This is a genomic window from Streptomyces sp. NPDC044921 (assembly GCF_056432865.1).
Genome location: NZ_JBWKIF010000010.1, coordinates 202,274 through 218,178, shown reverse-complemented (window position 1 = coordinate 218,178; position 15,905 = coordinate 202,274). Strand labels below are relative to the sequence as shown.

The following is a 15,905-nucleotide window of genomic DNA, read 5'->3' as shown; positions in this document are numbered from 1 at the left end:
AGGTCACCGGCTGTTCTCAGCCCTGAAGCTCCGCCCGGGCCGCGACGAAGGCGTCCACGGCGCGGTGCACGTCGTCCGTGGAGTGCGCGGCCGACAGCTGGACGCGGATGCGGGCCTGTCCCTGCGGCACCACCGGGTAGGAGAAGCCGATCACGTACACGCCGCGCTCCAGCAGCAGTTCGGCCATGCGGCCGGCCCGCGCCGCGTCGCCGATCATCACCGGGGCGATGGCGTGGTCGCCGGGCAGGACGTCGAAGCCCTCCTCGGCCATGCGGCCGCGGAAGAGGGCGGTGTTCTCGGCGAGCCGGACGCGCAGCTCGTCCGCCGACTCCAGCAGGTCGAGGACCTTGAGGGAGGCCGCGGCGATCACGGGGGCGAGCGTGTTCGAGAACAGGTACGGGCGGGAGCGCTGGCGCAGCAGGGCGACGATCTCGGCGCGGGCGGCGACGTAGCCGCCGGAGGCGCCGCCGAGGGCCTTGCCGAGGGTGCCGGTGATGATGTCGACGCGGTCCATGACGCCGTGCAGCTCGGGGGTGCCGCGGCCGCCGGGGCCGACGAAGCCGACGGCGTGCGAGTCGTCGACCATGACCATCGCGTCGTAGCGGTCGGCGAGGTCGCAGATCTCGCGCAGCGGGGCGACGTAGCCGTCCATGGAGAAGACGCCGTCGGTGACGATCAGCTTGCGCCGGGCCTCGCCGGCGGCCTTGAGCTGCGCCTCGAGGTCGGCCATGTCGCGGTTGGCGTAGCGGAAGCGCTTGGCCTTGCTGAGGCGGATGCCGTCGATGATGGACGCGTGGTTGAGGGCGTCGGAGATCACCGCGTCCTCCGGGCCGAGCAGCGTCTCGAAGACGCCGCCGTTGGCGTCGAAGCAGGAGGAGTACAGGATCGTGTCCTCCTGGCCGAGGAAGGCCGACAGCCGCGCCTCCAGCTCCTTGTGCACCTCCTGGGTGCCGCAGATGAAGCGCACGGAGGCCATGCCGTAGCCCCAGCGGTCCAGGGCCTGGTGGGCGGCGGCGATCACCTCGGGGTGGTCGGCGAGTCCGAGGTAGTTGTTGGCGCAGAAGTTGAGGACCTCGCCGGGGCGGCCGCCGGCGGTGACGTTCACGGTGGCGGACTGCGGGGTGCCGATGACGCGCTCGGGCTTGTGCAGTCCGGCGGCGCGGATCTCGTCGAGGGTGGCACGCAGGTCGTCGCGCACGGAGTCGAACATGGGGAAGCTCTCCTAGGGGTGCTCGCGGGAGGGGGTGACGCGTCGGCGGGAGGGGGTCACGCGTCGGCGGGAGGGGGTCACGCGGTCCAGTCGAGGATGACCTTGCCGCCGCGGCCGCTCGCCGCGTCCTCGAACGCCGCCTCGAAGTCGCGGTGGCCGTAGCGGCCGGTGATGACCGGGGCGAGGTCCAGGCCGCCCTCCAGCAGCACCGACATGGCGTACCAGGTCTCGAACATCTCGCGGCCGTAAATGCCCTTGACGGTGATCATCGAGGTGACGATCCGCACCCAGTCGACGGCGAACTCCTGCGCGGGCAGGCCGAGCATGGCGATGCGGCCGCCGTGCGTCATGTTGGCGATCATGTCCCGCATCGCCTCGGGGCGACCGGACATCTCCAGGCCGATGTCGAAGCCCTCGCGCAGTCCGAGCATGCGCTGCCCGTCGGCGATGCCGGCTTCGGCGACGTTGAGCGCGAGGCTGACGCCGATCTTGCGGGCCAGCTCCAGCCGCTCCTCGCTGACGTCGGTGATCATCACGTTGCGGGCGCCCGCGTGCTTGGCGACCGCCGCGGCCATCAGGCCGATGGGCCCGGCGCCGGTGATCAGCACGTCCTCGCCGACGAGCGGGAAGGACAGCGCCGTGTGCACGGCGTTGCCGAACGGGTCGAAGATCGCGGCGACGTCGAGGTCGACGGGCACCCGGTGGACCCAGACGTTGCCGGCGGGCAGCGCCACGTACTCGGCGAACGCGCCGTCACGGCCCACGCCCAGTCCGACGGTGGCCCGGCACAGGTGGCGGCGGCCCGCCTGGCAGTTGCGGCACTTGCCGCACACCAGGTGACCCTCGCCGCTGACCCGGTCGCCGATGGAGACGTCGGTGACGTCGCGCCCGGTGTCCACGACCTCGCCGACGAACTCGTGCCCGACCACGAGCGGCGTGCTGATTGCCTGCTGGGCCCAGCCGTCCCAGGCCCTGATGTGCAGGTCCGTGCCGCAGATGCCGGTGCGCAGCACCTTGATCAGGACGTCGCCGGGCCCGATGGCCGGCTCCGGGACGTCCGCGAGCCACAGGCCGGGCTCCGCCTTCTGCTTGACCAGCGCCTTCACCGCTACGGCTCCTGGGGGTAGTCCCGGCTCCGGGCATGCCGAAGGGGTCCCTGGGCCGGGAGAGGAGTGGGATCGCACAGCAATCTGCCGTACGCCAGGCGCACCGGTCCATCGAGGATTTCTTAAGCGCCGCCTCAGCTTTCCTTCACGCCCCGGCGCGCACGGCGGCGGCCCGCGGTGTGCCGGGTGCCGCGCGGTCGCCGGTCTTCACCAGGGCGGCAGCCCTTCTGAGCCCTCCAGCTGCGCGACGAGCTCGGCGGCGTGCTCCTTGATGGCCGTCAGACCCGCCTTCCCCCAGGGCCGCGGCCCGACGTCGGCGACGCTCACCGTCCCGAGCACCAGGCCCGTGCCGTCGATGAGGGGCGCCCCGAGGTAGGAGCGGATGCCGAACTCGTCGACCACCGGATTGCCCGCGAACCGGGGGTAGTCGCCGACGTCCTCCAGGACCAGGGCCTTGCGGCGCGCCACCACATGGGGGCAGAAGCCGTGGTCGCGGGGCAGGGTACGGCCGAGGCGCGGGCCGGTGCCGTCGCCGCGCACGGCCGGCGCCACGGCGGGCACGCACAGGCCGGCGTAGAACTGCCCCTGCTCGCCCGGGAAGTTGACCATGGCGTACGGCGCCCCGGTGAACTGGGCCAGACGCTGGGCGAAGGCGTCGAGGGCGGGTTCGGGGCGCTCCCCCAGGCCCATCCCGCGCAGTCGGCGGGCGCGGGCGGGGGCCTCCTTGTCCTCGGGTGTGAGCAGCAGACGACCGGCCGGGCGCGGCGGGTCGTAGCTCATGGGTGTGGTCCCGGAGTGTGAGCGGGTGTCATACAGGGTCTCCCTGGCGGGTGTTGGGATGTCACATGTGGGCGCCATACCCCGTCGTGGTCGCCGGTGTGTGGGCGATCAGATGGCGCACCAGGGTCAGCAGGGTCTGCACGCCGGAGCTGGAGATCCGGGCGTCACAGCACACCACGGGGACGTCGTCGGACAGGTCGAGGGCTCCGCGCACCTCCTCGGGGTCGTAGCGGTAGGCGCCGTCGAACTCGTTGACGGCGACGATGAAGTCGAGGCCGCGCTGCTCGAAGAAGTCCACGGCCGCGAAGCACTCCTGCAGGCGGCGCGTGTCGGCGAGGATGACCGCCCCGAGCGCGCCCTCGCACAGCTCGTCCCACATGAACCAGAACCGCTCCTGACCGGGAGTGCCGAACAGGTACAGCACGTGTTCCGCGTCGAGCGTGATGCGGCCGAAGTCCATGGCCACGGTCGTCTCGACCTTGTTCTCGATGCCGTCGAGGTTGTCGGTCGCGGCGCTGACGGTGGTGAGCAGCTCCTCCGTGCTGAGCGGCGCGATCTCGCTGACCGCGCCGACGAAGGTCGTCTTGCCCACCCCGAACCCGCCCGCCACGAGGATCTTCAGCGCGGTCGGGAACGGGTCGGCGCCGTGGTCGGTGCGGTCGGCGTAGTCAGAGCTGTCGTCGTAGTCCATCGAGCACTGCCTCCAGAAGAGCCCGGTCCGTCGGGTTGTGGTGGAACGCGGGGGGCTTGGTCGTCAACGCCCCGCAGTCGACGAGGTCCGCCAGCAGCACCTTGGTGACGGCCACCGGCAGCTTGAGATGGGCGGCGACCTCGGCGACCGCGACGGGCACGCGGCACCGTTCGAGCGCCTGCGCGTGTTCGGGGCCGAGATAGCCCAGGGGGGTCGCCCCTGTGGCCATCACCTGCGACATGAGGTCGAGCGCGACGGTGGGACGGGTGCGGCCGTTGCTGACCGTGAACGGCCGCACCAGCCGCCCGGCCGCGTCGTCGAGCCAGGGCCCGTCGCCGGCCGCCGTCACGCTCAAGCCCTCATCGCCGGGGATTCGACGGACTGCTGGCGGGGAGCGGTCACGAGGTAGGGCCGGACGCTCTTGACCAGCATCGCCATCTCGTAGCCGAGCACGGCCGCGTCGGCCTCGCGGCCGGCGAGCACGGCGAGGCAGGTGCCGGATCCGGCGGTGGTGACGAACAGCAGCGTCGAGTCGAGCTCGACGACGACCTGCCGTACGTCGCCGCCGTCGCCGAAGCGGACACCGGCGCTGCGGCCGAGGGAGTACAGGCCGGAGGCCAGGGCGGCCATGTGGTCGGCGCTGTCCGGGTCGAGGCCGTGTACGGACTTCACCAGCCCGTCGCAGGACAGCAGCACCGCGGCGCTCGTGTGCGGTACGCGCTGCACGAGGCCGCTCATCAGCCAGTCGAGGTCGGATACGTGGGCGGTCGGCGCATCGCTCGCCATGGTGGATCGACTCCTTGGGGTACGAAGGTCTGCGGGAGCGCTGGGGGTGGGGGTGGTGACGGGGGTGGTCATCCGGCGGGTGCGCTCCCGTCGTGCCGGGTGGTGGTGCGGTCGGTACGGGACACGTCCCTGCGGGCCGGGGTGGCCGAGGAGGTCAGCTCGGTCGGGAGCGGCTCCCGGTGAGCCGGCCGTGAGGGGATCGCATCCCGGTGGGCGGACTCCAGGTGCGTCGGCTCCAGGTGCGTCGGCTCCACGTGCGCGGAGGCCGTGTGCGCGGAGGCCGTGTGCGCAGCGTCCATGGGGGCTGGATCCATGTAGGCGGAGGCCCTCCGGACGGAGTCCCCGTGGACGGACTCCGTCTGGGCCGAGCCCATATGGCCGGAATCCATGTGACCGGAGTCCATGCGGCCGGAATCCATGTGACCGGAGTCCATGTGGCCGGGTTCCATGTGGCCGGATTCCCTGGGGTCTGTCCCGGGGGACGCCGCCGCCACGGACGTCGCCGCCTCCGTGTCGGCCCACTCAGCGGTTGTGTCCTCCATGTGCTGCTGGGCCTCGGCGAGGCTGATGCCGCGCTGGAAGGCCGCCATCAGACCGGGGTCGTGGCCGACGAGGACCTCGGAGTCCTGGCGCGGCAGCGGCCCGTCGCGCAGCTGGGGCGCGATGTGCTCCTGGGCGCGGCGGCGGGGCAGTTGGGGCTTGCCCATGGTGCCGCGCACGGCGCCGTTGCGGGGGGTGGGCACCGCGGCCACGTTCTCCGCGAGGATGCGCCGGTCGTCGTCGCTGATGCCGGGCCGGGCCTCGGCCGGGGTGGGCCGTTCCCGGTGGGCGCCGCGCACGGGCAGCGGTGCCGGCCGACCGGCGTCCCGGCCCCCGTCCGGGGCCGGAGCGTGATGCCTGCCGCGGGGCGCCCCGGGCGCCCCGTTCGGGGCCTGGGGCCGCGCGCCGGACCCGGACCCGCTCGACGGCCCCGCTCCGGACGCGCCTGCGGAGCCGGGTTCGGAACCGGACCCCGGGGCGGGAGCGAATCCGGAGGCCGGCGAGGGAGCGGCCGGGAACCCGGGCACCGCGCCCTCGGCCGGGGCCCGCCCCCCGGGCGCACCCGCGCCCCGGGCCGGTGAACCGTCACCTGCTCCGCTTCCGGAACCGGCGCCGTGGCCGGCATCCGTCCCGAAGCCGCCGTCACCACCGCTGCCGCCACCGGCTGAGGTCCGCCCCTGGCCCGCGCCCCCGGCCGGAGAAGCCCCGGCCTCCGCTCCCAGCAACGCCTGCGGCACGACGAGCACCGCCTGCACCCCGCCGTAGATGTTGCTCTGCAGGCGGACGGTGATGCCGTGCCGCCGGGCCAGTTGCGAGACCACGAACAGGCCGATGCGGCCGTCCGCGAGGAGCCGCGCGACGTTCACCTGGTCGGGATCGGCGAGCAGCGCGTTCATCCGCGTCTGCTCCTCCAGGGGCATGCCGAGCCCGCGATCCTCGACCTCGACGGCGAGCCCGGAGGTGACGAGGTTGGCGCGGAGCAGCACCTGGGTGTGCGGGGCGGAGAACACCGTGGCGTTCTCGACGAGTTCGGCCAGCAGGTGGATGACGTCGGCGACGGCGTGGCCGCGCAGGGTCCCGTCGATCGGCGGGACGAGTTTGACCCGCGAGTACTGCTCGACCTCGGCGATGGCCGAGCGCAGCACCTCGGTCATGGAGACCGGGTTGCTCCACTGGCGGCGGGAGACGGCTCCGCCCAGCACGGCGAGGTTCTCGGCGTGGCGGCGGATCCGCGTGGCGAGGTGGTCGACGTGGAAGAGCCCCTTGAGCAGATCGGGGTCCTCCATCTCGTTCTCCAGCTCGTCGAGGATGGAGATCTCGCGGTGGACCAGCGACTGCAGGCGCCGGGCGAGGTTCACGAACACTTCGAGCTTCTGTTCGCTGCCCGCCTGGCTGGACAGCTGCGAGGCCTGCACGACGGCGGTGACGGCGCCGTCGTGGGCACGGGCCAGGTCGCCCGCGAGGAGGTCGAAGTCGTCGGCGTCCTCGTCGGTGCCGCCCGGCCGGGTGTGCGGGCCGAGCTGCGGGGGCCCGTCGCCGCGGCGGAGCGTCTCGACGAGGGTGCGCAGGTCCGCCTCGCGGCGCGCGGTGGCACGGCGCAGCACGCCGATGCGGTCGTGCACGGAGCGGGCGGCGCGGCGCGCGGCCACCGCGGCGACGGCGATGCCCACGAGGGTCACGAAGACGGCTCCGCCGAGCACGGCCCACAGGGTCGGTCCGGGCCGGGCGCCGGTGGAGCGGACCGTGAAGAGGACGGCGGCGCAGCCGCTGAGCGCGACGGCGACCGGCGGCAGGACGGCGAGTCGCAGCAGCTGGGGCCGTATGTGGGTCTCGGGCAGCCGGGGGGCGGGGCGGGCGGCTGTCCGCCCGTGCCGCGCGCCCTCACGGCGGTCCGCTCGTGCGGCGGGGGCGCGGAGGTGAGACATCGGTGTCCTCGTACGGGTCCGTCGGGCCTGGTTGCCAGGGGGGTTCGAGGGGGTGCGGCCGGGTTCCCGCGGCCGCTTCCGCGCGCCCCGGGCCGTCCGCCCGGACTCCCCCGGCTGCCGTCCGGCGTCGGATCGCGCCGGTCCGGCGGGCGGCCGGGGGCCGGGGGACGGGGCGGCGCCCGGTCCGGCGTCGGTGGTGCCCGGGCACCGGGGGTCGCCCCCGCGTCGGCTCCCTCGTCCGCCTTGCGCCTGCACGTGCCGGCCCCCGCTCCCTGATCCGCCCTGCTTCCGACGGCCACTGACAGTAGTCGCCAGCGCATCATGTGCGGTGGGCAGTTGACAAACTCATACGGTGAGCGTCCCGCTCTGGTATGACGTCTCGTACGACAGACCGATAACCCCGCCAGGGAACCGGACGGGAACGGAAAAAATTCGATCGGACCTGGTCAGAAGCAGTCACCCACAGACGGCGAGGGCCGGGGAGCCTCTCGCTCCCCGGCCCTCGCCGCCACTTCGCCTCCGCTCCGGATCAGCCCGCCGGGAGCGTCTCCGAGCCTTCGGCGCCCGGCGCTGCACTCTTCCGATCGTCACTCACGGTATTGGCCTGGGCCACGGCTGCCGCGTCCGACGCGGTCTTGATCGCGACGTCGGTGACGGCCTCACCGGCCGGGACGGCGCCGCCCGCGGGCGCGAGCGCCACCCCACGCCACCACGGCTCGGACGGGAGGGTCCTGGCCGTCGGCTCGAAGGGCTCGCCCGGGCGCGGCAGGGCGATCCGGGCGCCCACCGCACCGGCGGCGGCGCGGGTCCCCTCGCCTGGTTCCGCCCAGGGGTGCGTGGCCAGGTTGAAGGTGGCCCAGTGGATCGGCAGCATCGGACCGTGCTCCGGCCCGCCCTGAAGGTCGAGGTGGGCGCGCATGCCCTCCTCGGGGGTCATGTGGATGTCGGGCCAGAAGTCGGAGTACGCGCCGATCTGGATCATCGTGGCGTCGAACGGCCCGTGCTCGGCGCCGATCTCCTTGAAGCCCTCGAAGTAGCCGGTGTCCCCGCTGTGGTAGACCCGGTGCTCGTCCCCGGCGACGACCCAGGAGGCCCACAGGGTGTGCTGGGTGTTGCGCAGGCCCCGGCCGCAGAAGTGCCGGGCCGGGGTGGCGGTGAGGCTGAGGCTCGCGACCTTCGTCGACTCGTGCCAGTCCAGCTCGCGCAGCCGGCCGGCGGAGACGCCCCAGTGCTCCAGGTGCGCCCCGACGCCGAGCGGCACGGCGAACAGGGTGTCCGTGCCGGCCAGGGCCTTGATGCTGGGCATGTCGAGGTGGTCGTAGTGGTCGTGCGAGATGACGACGACGTCGACCGGGCCGAGCGCCGCCAGCGGCAGGGGCACCGGGTGCAGGCGCTTGGGGCCGGCGAAGGGGAACGGGGAGCAGCGCTCACCCCACACCGGGTCGAACAGCACGCGCCGGCCGTCGATCTCCGCGAGGACGCTGGAGTGCCCCATCCATGTCAGCCGCAGACCGGTGGCCGGGGGCCGGGAGATGTCGGCGAGGGTGGTGGTGTGCACCGGCACCGGGCCCCGCGGGGCACGCCGGGGCCGGGTGTCCTTGTCGAAGAAGACCTTCGCGAAGTCCAGGGCCGAGCCCGAGGGCCGGGTCCGCGCGGGACCGCCGGGGTTCTGGAAGACCCCGTCCTTGAAGTGGGGCGATCTGCGGATGCGCGCCATGCGCTCACCGCGCGGGTCCGCGCCGAACGCCGCGGGCCGCAGTGCGCGCAGCCCGGAGCTCAGGGGACGGAAACCGGCCACGGTACCTCCAAGGGGAGTCGGTCAGGCTTTCCATTATGGTCGGCCCCTCCGGCCCCACCGGGACGCAGGTGTCCCCCCGGGCGCGATACTGACCGCCGATTCAGTAACACGCCCGCCCGAAGGAGACCCCATGGCCGGCCCCCTGCTGTCCCTCACCTGGACCGACCACGTCACCGGCCGGCGGGGCTTCCTGGTCGTCGACCGGCTGGTGCGCGGGGTCGCCAGCGGCGGGCTGCGGATGCGCCCCGGCTGCACGCTGGAGGAGGTCACCGGCCTGGCCCGCGGCATGACCCTGAAGGAGGCCCTGCACTACGACCCGGCGAACCGCTACGTCCCGCTCGGCGGCGCCAAGGGCGGCATCGACTGCGACCCGCGGGATCCGCAGGCGTACCCGCTGCTGGTGCGCTACCTGCGCGCGACGCGGCCCTACGTCGAGAACGTCTGGACGACCGGCGAGGACCTCGGGCTCTCCCAGGACGTGGTGGACCGGGCCGCGGCCGAGGCGGGCCTGGTCTCCTCCGTCCAGGCCGTCTACCCGCTGCTGGACGACGAGGCCGGGGCACGCCGGCGGCTGGCGGAGGCGTTCACGGTCGAGGTGGACGGCATCGGGCTCGACGCACTGGTCGGCGGCTGCGGCGTAGCCGAGGCGACCCTCACGGCACTGGACGGCGCCGGTGTACCGCGCGCCGGGACCCGGGTCGCCCTCCAGGGACTGGGCACGATGGGCGGTGCCACCGCACGCTTCCTTGCCCGCGCGGGACTCAGGATCGTGGCGGTCGCCGACGTGAAGGGCACGATCGCCAACCCGGCGGGACTCGACGTGGAGGCGCTGCTCACCGCACGGGACGCCCACGGCACGGTGGACCGCCGCGCGCTGCGGCCCGGTGACCGGGAACTGCCGGGCGAGGCCTGGCTGTCGGCCGACGCGGAGGTGCTGGTGCCGGCGGCGGTGTCGTACGCCGTCGACGCCGGCAACCAGGGACACGTCACGGCCCGTTGGGTCGTCGAGGCGGCCAACATGCCCGTACGGCCGGAGGCGGAGGCGCTGCTGGCCGGGCGCGGGGTGACCGTACTGCCGGACGTGGTGGTCAACTCCGGGACCAACGCCTGGTGGTGGTGGACCCTGTTCGGCGACATCGGCGCCGACGCCGAGGAGGCGTTCGCCCACGTCCGGCGGTCCATGCGGGCCCTGGTCGAGGACGTGCTCACCCGCGCGCGGGCCGACGGGACGACACCGCGCGCGGCAGCCCACGCGATCGCCGCGGACCGGCTGCCGGTGATCGCCCGGCGGTACGGCCGTTACCGCTGAGGCAGGCCGGATCCGCACGCCGGGGAGGGTGGGCGCGTGGGTAGGGTGACGGCGTGACGAGGGTCCGGTTGAGCGTGGCGGAACGGCGGGCGGAACTGCTCGGCGCGGCCGTGGAGCAGATCGAGGCCCGGGGCGTGGCGGCGGTCAGGATCGCCGACGTGGCCTCGGCGCTCGGGGTGAGCAACGCGCTGGTGCTCTACCACTTCGCGTCCAAGGAGCAGTTGGTCGCGGCGGCGTTCCGGCACGCGGCCGAGAACGACCTCGCGCACCTGCGCGGGCTGCTCGGGCGGCGGACGCCGGCGCTGCGGCGACTGCGGTCGGCCGTCCGCTGGTACGCGCCGACCGGCCAGGCCAAGGGCTGGCGGCTGTGGATCGAGGGCTGGGCGGCGACCGGGCGCGCGCCGGCGCTGCGGGAGGTCACGCGGGACCTCGACCGCCGGTGGAAGGCGGCTCTCGCCGAGGTCATCGCGGAGGGCGTGGCGGCGGGCGAGTTCCACTGCCCGGACCCGCGGGCCACGGCCCTCCGCCTCACCGCCTTCCTCGACGGCCTGGCCGTCCAGCTGACGTGCTACCCCGGGGCGATGCCGCGGGCCCGGGCGCAGCAGTGGACGGACGAGGCCCTGGCACGTGAACTGGGCTTGGCGTCAGGCTCTTCGATCCCGCCGACGAGCGACCCGGCGTAGCCGCGGGGGCCTCGACGGGGCTCCAGCCAGGAGCCCCGTCGCCCCAGCGGCTCGGCTGCCCACGCCCGAGCGGGAACACACCCGCACCGGCCGACGCACGGAAGGGGCAGCGCCGGGGGGCGTCCGCCCGCGGCGGCTGGCGCCTCAACGGACAGTCAGTCGGCGTCCGACCGCATCGCGCCGTTCCGAGGACGGACACCCCCCCGGCGCGGCCCCGCCCCACCCCCGCCGTCGGGCGCGAGCCCGGCACCCGGCAGGCCTCACGCCACGGAGGCGATCCGCATCCGGATGTCGTCCGGCGACAACGCTCCCTTGGCCGTCACGTGGTCCCCGGAGGACTCCCCCCGCAACCGTCGTCCGATCCACGGCACCAGGAACTGCCGCGCCCAGTGCACGTCGTCGCGCCGGACCTCGAGCGTGCCCCGCGGCGGCAGCGGCGGCCACGGCTGCTCGGGGTCGGCCGGCACGTCGAGCCCGAGCACCTGCCCCGCCCGGAGCGCGACCCGCGTGTGCCCCTCGGGAGACAGGTGCAGCCGGTCGGCGTCCCAGGCCCTGCGGTCCTGCACGCTGCGCAGCGACCACAGGTCGAGCACCGGGCAGCCGTACCGGTCGGCGATGGCGCGGACGTGCCCGTTGTACGTGGCGATCTTGCCGCGCAGATGCTTCAGCACGGGCATGCCACGGGTGTCGAACCCGGTCGTCACCATCACCGTCCCGGCCACCGCGGTGAGCCGCGCGAGCGCCCGCTCGAACCGCTCGGCCACCTCGTCCGGATCGGTGCCGGGGCGCAGGATGTCGTTGCCCCCGGCGCAGAACGAGACGAGGTCCGGGGCCAGTTCGACGGCCCGCGGCACCTGGTCCGCCACGATCTGGTCGAGGAGTTTCCCGCGCACCGCGAGGTTGGTGTACCGGAAGTCGCCTTCGGGCCGGAGGTCGGCGAGCAGGACGGCGAACCGGTCGGCCCAGCCGACGAACGCCCCGTCGGGGCCGGGATCCCCGACGCCCTCGGTGAAGCTGTCCCCCACCGCCACGTACGACCCGATCACTGATCTGCTGTCACTCTTCGAATCGTCTGCCACAACCGCCCATGATTCACCCTCGAATGTGACCTACGCGACCGTAGGGAAGGGTTGACGTGCGGTGAGATGAGCCACTCCTAAAGTGTTCGCCAACTCCGGAATAGCCGGCCCGTCAGGGGCGTTCCCGGGTGAACCGCCAGACCCGGAGTTGTGATTGGCGCCGTCGCCGCTGCCGGAACCACACCGCCACCCCGCTCGGCACGTCGATGTCCGGCAGGTTCCGTTGCCGCCCCCTTGAGCCGGCCGACGGGCGCGCACACCGAAGGCCGGGCCCCGGGGAGGGGTCCGGCCTTCGGTGGCGTGCCGGGCAGGTCAGGGGGTGCCGGAGGGGTGGCCGGCGGCCTGGTCAGCCGACGGAGACGCCGTGGGAGCGCAGGAAGGCGACCGGGTCGATGTCCGAGCCGTAGCCCGGCGCGGTGCGGATCTCGAAGTGCAGGTGCGGTCCGGTGACGTTGCCGGTGGCGCCGGACAGGCCGATCTGCTGCCCGGCGGTCACGGTCTGGCCGGCCGAGACGGACAGCTGGGACAGGTGGGCGTACTGGGCGTAGTGGCCGTCGTTCAGCTTGATGACGACCTGGTTGCCGTACGCGCCGCCCCAGCCGGCGGAGACGACCGTGCCCGCGCCGACGGCCTTGAGGGAGGTGCCGGTCGGGACGACGAAGTCGACGCCGGTGTGGTAGCCGCTGGACCACATGCTGCCGGACATGCGGTACGGGGTGCCGACGGTGGCACCGTCCACCGGGGAGCTGTAGCCACCGGCGTTGCTCTGCGCGGCGGGCTTGGCGGCGGCCGGCTTCGGGGCGGTCTCCGCCTTCGCCGGCGAACCGGCGGAAGAGGGCTTCGGGGCGGACTTCTTCGCGGACCGCTCCGCCGGGGCCTTCGGCGCGGACGGCGCCTCGGCCGCGCTCGCCGCGGCCTTCTCGCCGAGGGAGAGCTTCAGACCCGGGTGGATCAGCGACGGGTCGTCGCCGACGGCGTCCCGGTTGTCGGAGTACAGCTTCTTCCAGCCGCCGCTGACGTTCTGGTCGTCGGCGATCTTCGCGAGGTAATCGCCCGCCCGCACCGTGTAGGTGCGGGCGCCGGTGGCCTTTTCCGCGGTCTTCTGCTCGGCGGCCGGGACGGACCGGACGGCCTTTTCCGGCGCCGACTGCGGGGTGGCGGCGTGGGCACCGGCGGCGCCCATGAGGGGCAGGGCGAGAGCCGCTCCACCGGTTCCGGCGACGGCGATGGAGCGGGTGAAACGCTGGGTCTTCGGGCGGCGGTGCTTACCCTTCGCGGGCATGGCGTATTCCTCTCCGTCGCCTGCGAGGTGAGCTGTCGGGTGCGGGCTGGAGATGCCCGGCCGCGCCGGGGCGCGGCTTAACCCCAAGCCCGTTCCGGGAACCGGAACAGGCGTCTTACCTGTGGGTCCCCCGCTCCTGCCGTACGTCGGGTCAGTGGGTGCGGGCTCCGGGCGGCGGCAGGATTAGGCGTCCGTCCGGATCGGTGTGGAACGTAAGCGACCAAGACGCGACGGGACAAGCTTGCGGTTGCCCGTGAGCGCGTTTTTCTCGCCACGTCGGCGCATTTCCCGTCACCGAGCGTGGAATCCCGATCTTCCGTTTTCCTCAATGGGCCTGAATAACGCCACAATTACGTGCGCATGGCAACAACACATCGTCACGGGTATGACGATGGTCACGCACCCCGCTCCCATCTCCCGTGCGACCGGGGCACGTTATGACGAAGCGGCCGAATCGCCCTATTCGGACGAGAGGGACTACTTCCGCTTAAGGCGGACCACGGTGGCATCCAGGTCTCCACGCAGCCCGACCCGCAGTCCGTGGTGGAGCAGGACGGCCCCTCGGTACAGTTCGCCCGTTTCGAGGCATTCGTACGTCGCCGCCGGATCGACACCGCGCAGCCGGAGCGCCGGCACGGGCTCGCCGAAGCGCTGCGCCTGGAGCCAGGCGAGGACGACGGTCTCGTCACCGAGGACGTACTGCACGGCGCTCAGACCGCCCTGCGGAGGCCGCAGCCGGTAGAGGTCGCCGCGCTGCACCACCGGGCGGATCTCCTTGTACCGCCCCACCCACTCCCGCGCCTCGGCGAGTTCCTCCGGTGTCCACTTGGTGAGGTCGCCACCGACGCCGAGCACCCCGGCCATGGCGCTCACGAACCGGAACCGCAGGGAACTGGCCCGGTGGTTGAGCATGGCGTTCGGACTGTCGGTGACCCAGGCGGCCATCACCCGCGCGGGGTGGATCTGGCTGAAGCCGTGCTGGATGGCGAGCCGGTCGAGCGGGTCGGTGTTGTCGGAGGTCCACACCTGGTCCGTGCGGCTCAGCACGCCGAGGTCGATCCGCCCGCCGCCGCCCGAGCAGGACTCGAAGGCCACGCCCGGGTGGGCGGCCCGGAGCCGGTCCAGCAGGGCATACAGGGCACGGACGTGCTCGACCCAGAGCCGTTGCGGATAGGGGTCGCCGGGCCAGCCGGCGTCGGTGAAGCAGCGGTTGAAGTCCCACTTGACGTAGTCGATGGGGGCGCTGGAGAGCAGCCCGTCGAGCTGCTCCCACAGGTACTCCTGGACGTCCTCCCGGGCGAGGTTCAGTACGAGCTGGTTGCGGAACTCCGTCCGCTTTCGTCCCGTTTGATACTGCACCCAGTCGGGGTGGGCGCGGTACAGCTCGCTGTCCGGGTTCACCATCTCGGGTTCGACCCAGATGCCGAACTGCATGCCGAGGCCGTGCACGTGGTCGGCGAGCGGCTTCAGCCCGCCGGGGAAGCGGTCGGGGTTGGGCGTCCAGTCGCCGAGCCCCGCCCGGTCGCTGGTGCGCGCCCCGAACCAGCCGTCGTCGACCACGAATAGCTCCACTCCCATGGCCGCGGCCCGCTCGGCGAGCGCCCGCTGCTGCTCCTCGGAGATGTCGAACTCGGTGGCCTCCCAGGAGTTGAACAGCACCGGCCGGTCCCGGTCGGCGTCCGGGACGACGTACGCCCGCTGGTAGGCGTGCCAGGCGCGGCTCGCCCCGCCGAAGCCGCCCTCGCTCCACAGCCCCGCGAAGACGGGTGTCGTGTACGACTCGCCCGTGCCCAGCGTCAGCAGGCCCGAGTCGTCGTGGCCGGCGCCGCCGGTGATCTGCACGCGCGCGTCCGGGAGCTGTGCCACGGAGATCCGCCAGGAGCCGGACCAGCCCAGCGCGCAGCCGTAGACCTCGCCGTGTTCCTCGGTGGCGTCGGTGTCGAGGGCGACCCAGGGCAGGTGCTGGTGGCCGGTGTGGCCGCGGCGGCTGCCGATCACCTTCTCGCCGTGGGTGAGCGCCGAGCGCACGAGCCGGGACTCGGCGCCCCAGCGCCCGTGCAGCTGGGACAGCCGCCATGTGCCGCGCTCGGGCAGCGTCCAGGTGGCCGAGTCGGCGCGCAGCACCTCGACCTCCGGCCCCCGGTTGTCCAGGGTCACCCAGCGCTCGACGACGTCGGCGCCGGGGCGCATCCGGTAGTGCAGGGTGATGGTCAGGTCGCCGTCCCGGAAGCGCAGGCGCAGGGCGCCGTCCCGCGTGTCGTGGCCCTCGAAGACCCACTCGGTGCCGCGCCTTTCGGCGGTGCGCACGGACAGGGCGGGGCGGACGAACCGGGGGCCGCCCTCGGCCGGATACTCCTCACGGCCGTCGAGCGGGGACTCGAACGGCCAGTACTCCGGCAGCGGCCGGACGGCGAGCGCCTCGGCGTCGGCGAGGGTGATCCTGGGGCCCCAGTGCAGGTGCAGCAGCTCGTCCCGTTCGGTGACGTGGACGGCGTAGCTGCTGGCCGGCCCGGAGAGCACCCACGTACGACCGTTTTCGGAGATGTCCAGCATCGAGCCCTCACAGATTCCAACAAGGCCGATCAGGTGCGATCAGGCGGCAACATCATCGGGCGCGGGGGCCGCTCCGGGCAACGCCTGTGGACAACTCATTGCCCCGGGCAGCCATGTCGTATCGTCGGATGAGCCCGTCGACGAGCCGCGCCGGCGGCGCCGA

Annotated in this window: 13 protein-coding genes and 1 riboswitch; of the genes, 2 read left to right on the top strand and 11 right to left on the bottom strand. The window is 73.3% G+C overall.

Annotated elements, in window-relative coordinates:
- Positions 1–16: 16 nt before the first annotated feature.
- The 8 genes from AC07DA_RS18200 to AC07DA_RS18165 all read right to left on the bottom strand — a co-directional run bounded on the left by AC07DA_RS18200 (position 17) and on the right by AC07DA_RS18165 (position 8,836).
- Positions 17–1,210 (bottom strand): glycine C-acetyltransferase, encoded by a 1,194-nt coding sequence (locus AC07DA_RS18200; protein WP_479129160.1) that lies wholly within the window; start codon positions 1,208–1,210, stop codon positions 17–19.
- Positions 1,211–1,287: 77 nt separating this feature from the next.
- Positions 1,288–2,316, bottom strand: a complete 1,029-nt coding sequence (gene tdh, locus AC07DA_RS18195; protein ID WP_479129159.1) for an L-threonine 3-dehydrogenase — start codon at positions 2,314–2,316, stop codon at positions 1,288–1,290.
- 207 nt (positions 2,317–2,523) lie between these two features.
- Complete coding sequence (locus AC07DA_RS18190; protein ID WP_479129158.1) at positions 2,524–3,096, bottom strand: GAF domain-containing protein; 573 nt, start codon at positions 3,094–3,096, stop codon at positions 2,524–2,526.
- Between the two features lie 61 nt (positions 3,097–3,157).
- On the bottom strand, positions 3,158–3,787 hold the full coding sequence (locus tag AC07DA_RS18185; RefSeq protein ID WP_479129157.1) for a GTP-binding protein: 630 nt from the start codon (positions 3,785–3,787) through the stop codon (positions 3,158–3,160).
- Positions 3,765–4,136: a DUF742 domain-containing protein gene (locus AC07DA_RS18180; RefSeq protein ID WP_309093447.1), complete on the bottom strand. Its 372-nt coding sequence runs from the start codon at positions 4,134–4,136 to the stop codon at positions 3,765–3,767. Before AC07DA_RS18180 ends, AC07DA_RS18185 begins: the two co-directional genes overlap by 23 nt.
- Before the next feature lie 2 nt (positions 4,137–4,138).
- On the bottom strand, positions 4,139–4,573 hold the full coding sequence (locus AC07DA_RS18175) for a roadblock/LC7 domain-containing protein (RefSeq protein WP_094055233.1): 435 nt from the start codon (positions 4,571–4,573) through the stop codon (positions 4,139–4,141).
- A 68-nt stretch (positions 4,574–4,641) separates the two neighbouring features.
- Positions 4,642–7,038: a sensor histidine kinase gene (locus tag AC07DA_RS18170; protein ID WP_479129156.1), complete on the bottom strand. Its 2,397-nt coding sequence runs from the start codon at positions 7,036–7,038 to the stop codon at positions 4,642–4,644.
- Positions 7,039–7,567: 529 nt separating this feature from the next.
- Entirely contained in the window at positions 7,568–8,836 is a 1,269-nt protein-coding gene (locus tag AC07DA_RS18165; RefSeq protein WP_479129155.1) for an MBL fold metallo-hydrolase, read from the bottom strand.
- A gap of 130 nt (positions 8,837–8,966) precedes the next feature.
- On the opposite strand from AC07DA_RS18165, the gene AC07DA_RS18160 reads away from it, so the two are divergent.
- Positions 8,967–10,145, top strand: a complete 1,179-nt coding sequence (locus AC07DA_RS18160) for a Glu/Leu/Phe/Val dehydrogenase dimerization domain-containing protein (RefSeq protein ID WP_479129154.1) — start codon at positions 8,967–8,969, stop codon at positions 10,143–10,145.
- Positions 10,146–10,198: 53 nt separating this feature from the next.
- The gene (locus AC07DA_RS18155) at positions 10,199–10,828 is read left to right on the top strand and encodes a TetR/AcrR family transcriptional regulator (protein WP_479129153.1); all 630 of its coding nucleotides are present in this window, start codon (positions 10,199–10,201) and stop codon (positions 10,826–10,828) included.
- Positions 10,829–11,088: 260 nt separating this feature from the next.
- Here AC07DA_RS18155 and AC07DA_RS18150 read toward each other — a convergent pair whose 3' ends face one another.
- The 3 genes from AC07DA_RS18150 to AC07DA_RS18140 all read right to left on the bottom strand — a co-directional run bounded on the left by AC07DA_RS18150 (position 11,089) and on the right by AC07DA_RS18140 (position 15,742).
- Positions 11,089–11,874: an SGNH/GDSL hydrolase family protein gene (locus AC07DA_RS18150; protein ID WP_479129223.1), complete on the bottom strand. Its 786-nt coding sequence runs from the start codon at positions 11,872–11,874 to the stop codon at positions 11,089–11,091.
- 379 nt (positions 11,875–12,253) lie between these two features.
- On the bottom strand, positions 12,254–13,189 hold the full coding sequence (locus AC07DA_RS18145) for a M23 family metallopeptidase (protein ID WP_479129152.1): 936 nt from the start codon (positions 13,187–13,189) through the stop codon (positions 12,254–12,256).
- Positions 13,190–13,193: 4 nt separating this feature from the next.
- Positions 13,194–13,349, bottom strand: a riboswitch (cyclic di-AMP (ydaO/yuaA leader).
- Positions 13,350–13,666: 317 nt separating this feature from the next.
- Complete coding sequence (locus AC07DA_RS18140; RefSeq protein ID WP_479129151.1) at positions 13,667–15,742, bottom strand: alpha-galactosidase; 2,076 nt, start codon at positions 15,740–15,742, stop codon at positions 13,667–13,669.
- Positions 15,743–15,905 lie beyond the last annotated feature (163 nt).

Excerpts from the sequence above, each read along its gene's own strand:
- AC07DA_RS18200 (WP_479129160.1), bottom strand. The coding sequence starts at position 1,210 with ATGTTCGACTCCGTGCGCGACGACCTGCGTGCCACCCTCGACGAGATC.
- AC07DA_RS18190 (WP_479129158.1), bottom strand. The coding sequence starts at position 3,096 with ATGAGCTACGACCCGCCGCGCCCGGCCGGTCGTCTGCTGCTCACACCC.
- AC07DA_RS18185 (WP_479129157.1), bottom strand. The coding sequence starts at position 3,787 with ATGGACTACGACGACAGCTCTGACTACGCCGACCGCACCGACCACGGC.
- AC07DA_RS18175 (WP_094055233.1), bottom strand. The coding sequence starts at position 4,573 with ATGGCGAGCGATGCGCCGACCGCCCACGTATCCGACCTCGACTGGCTG.
- AC07DA_RS18170 (WP_479129156.1), bottom strand. The coding sequence starts at position 7,038 with ATGTCTCACCTCCGCGCCCCCGCCGCACGAGCGGACCGCCGTGAGGGC.
- AC07DA_RS18160 (WP_479129154.1), top strand. The coding sequence starts at position 8,967 with ATGGCCGGCCCCCTGCTGTCCCTCACCTGGACCGACCACGTCACCGGC.
- AC07DA_RS18145 (WP_479129152.1), bottom strand. The coding sequence starts at position 13,189 with ATGCCCGCGAAGGGTAAGCACCGCCGCCCGAAGACCCAGCGTTTCACC.
- AC07DA_RS18140 (WP_479129151.1), bottom strand. The coding sequence starts at position 15,742 with ATGCTGGACATCTCCGAAAACGGTCGTACGTGGGTGCTCTCCGGGCCG.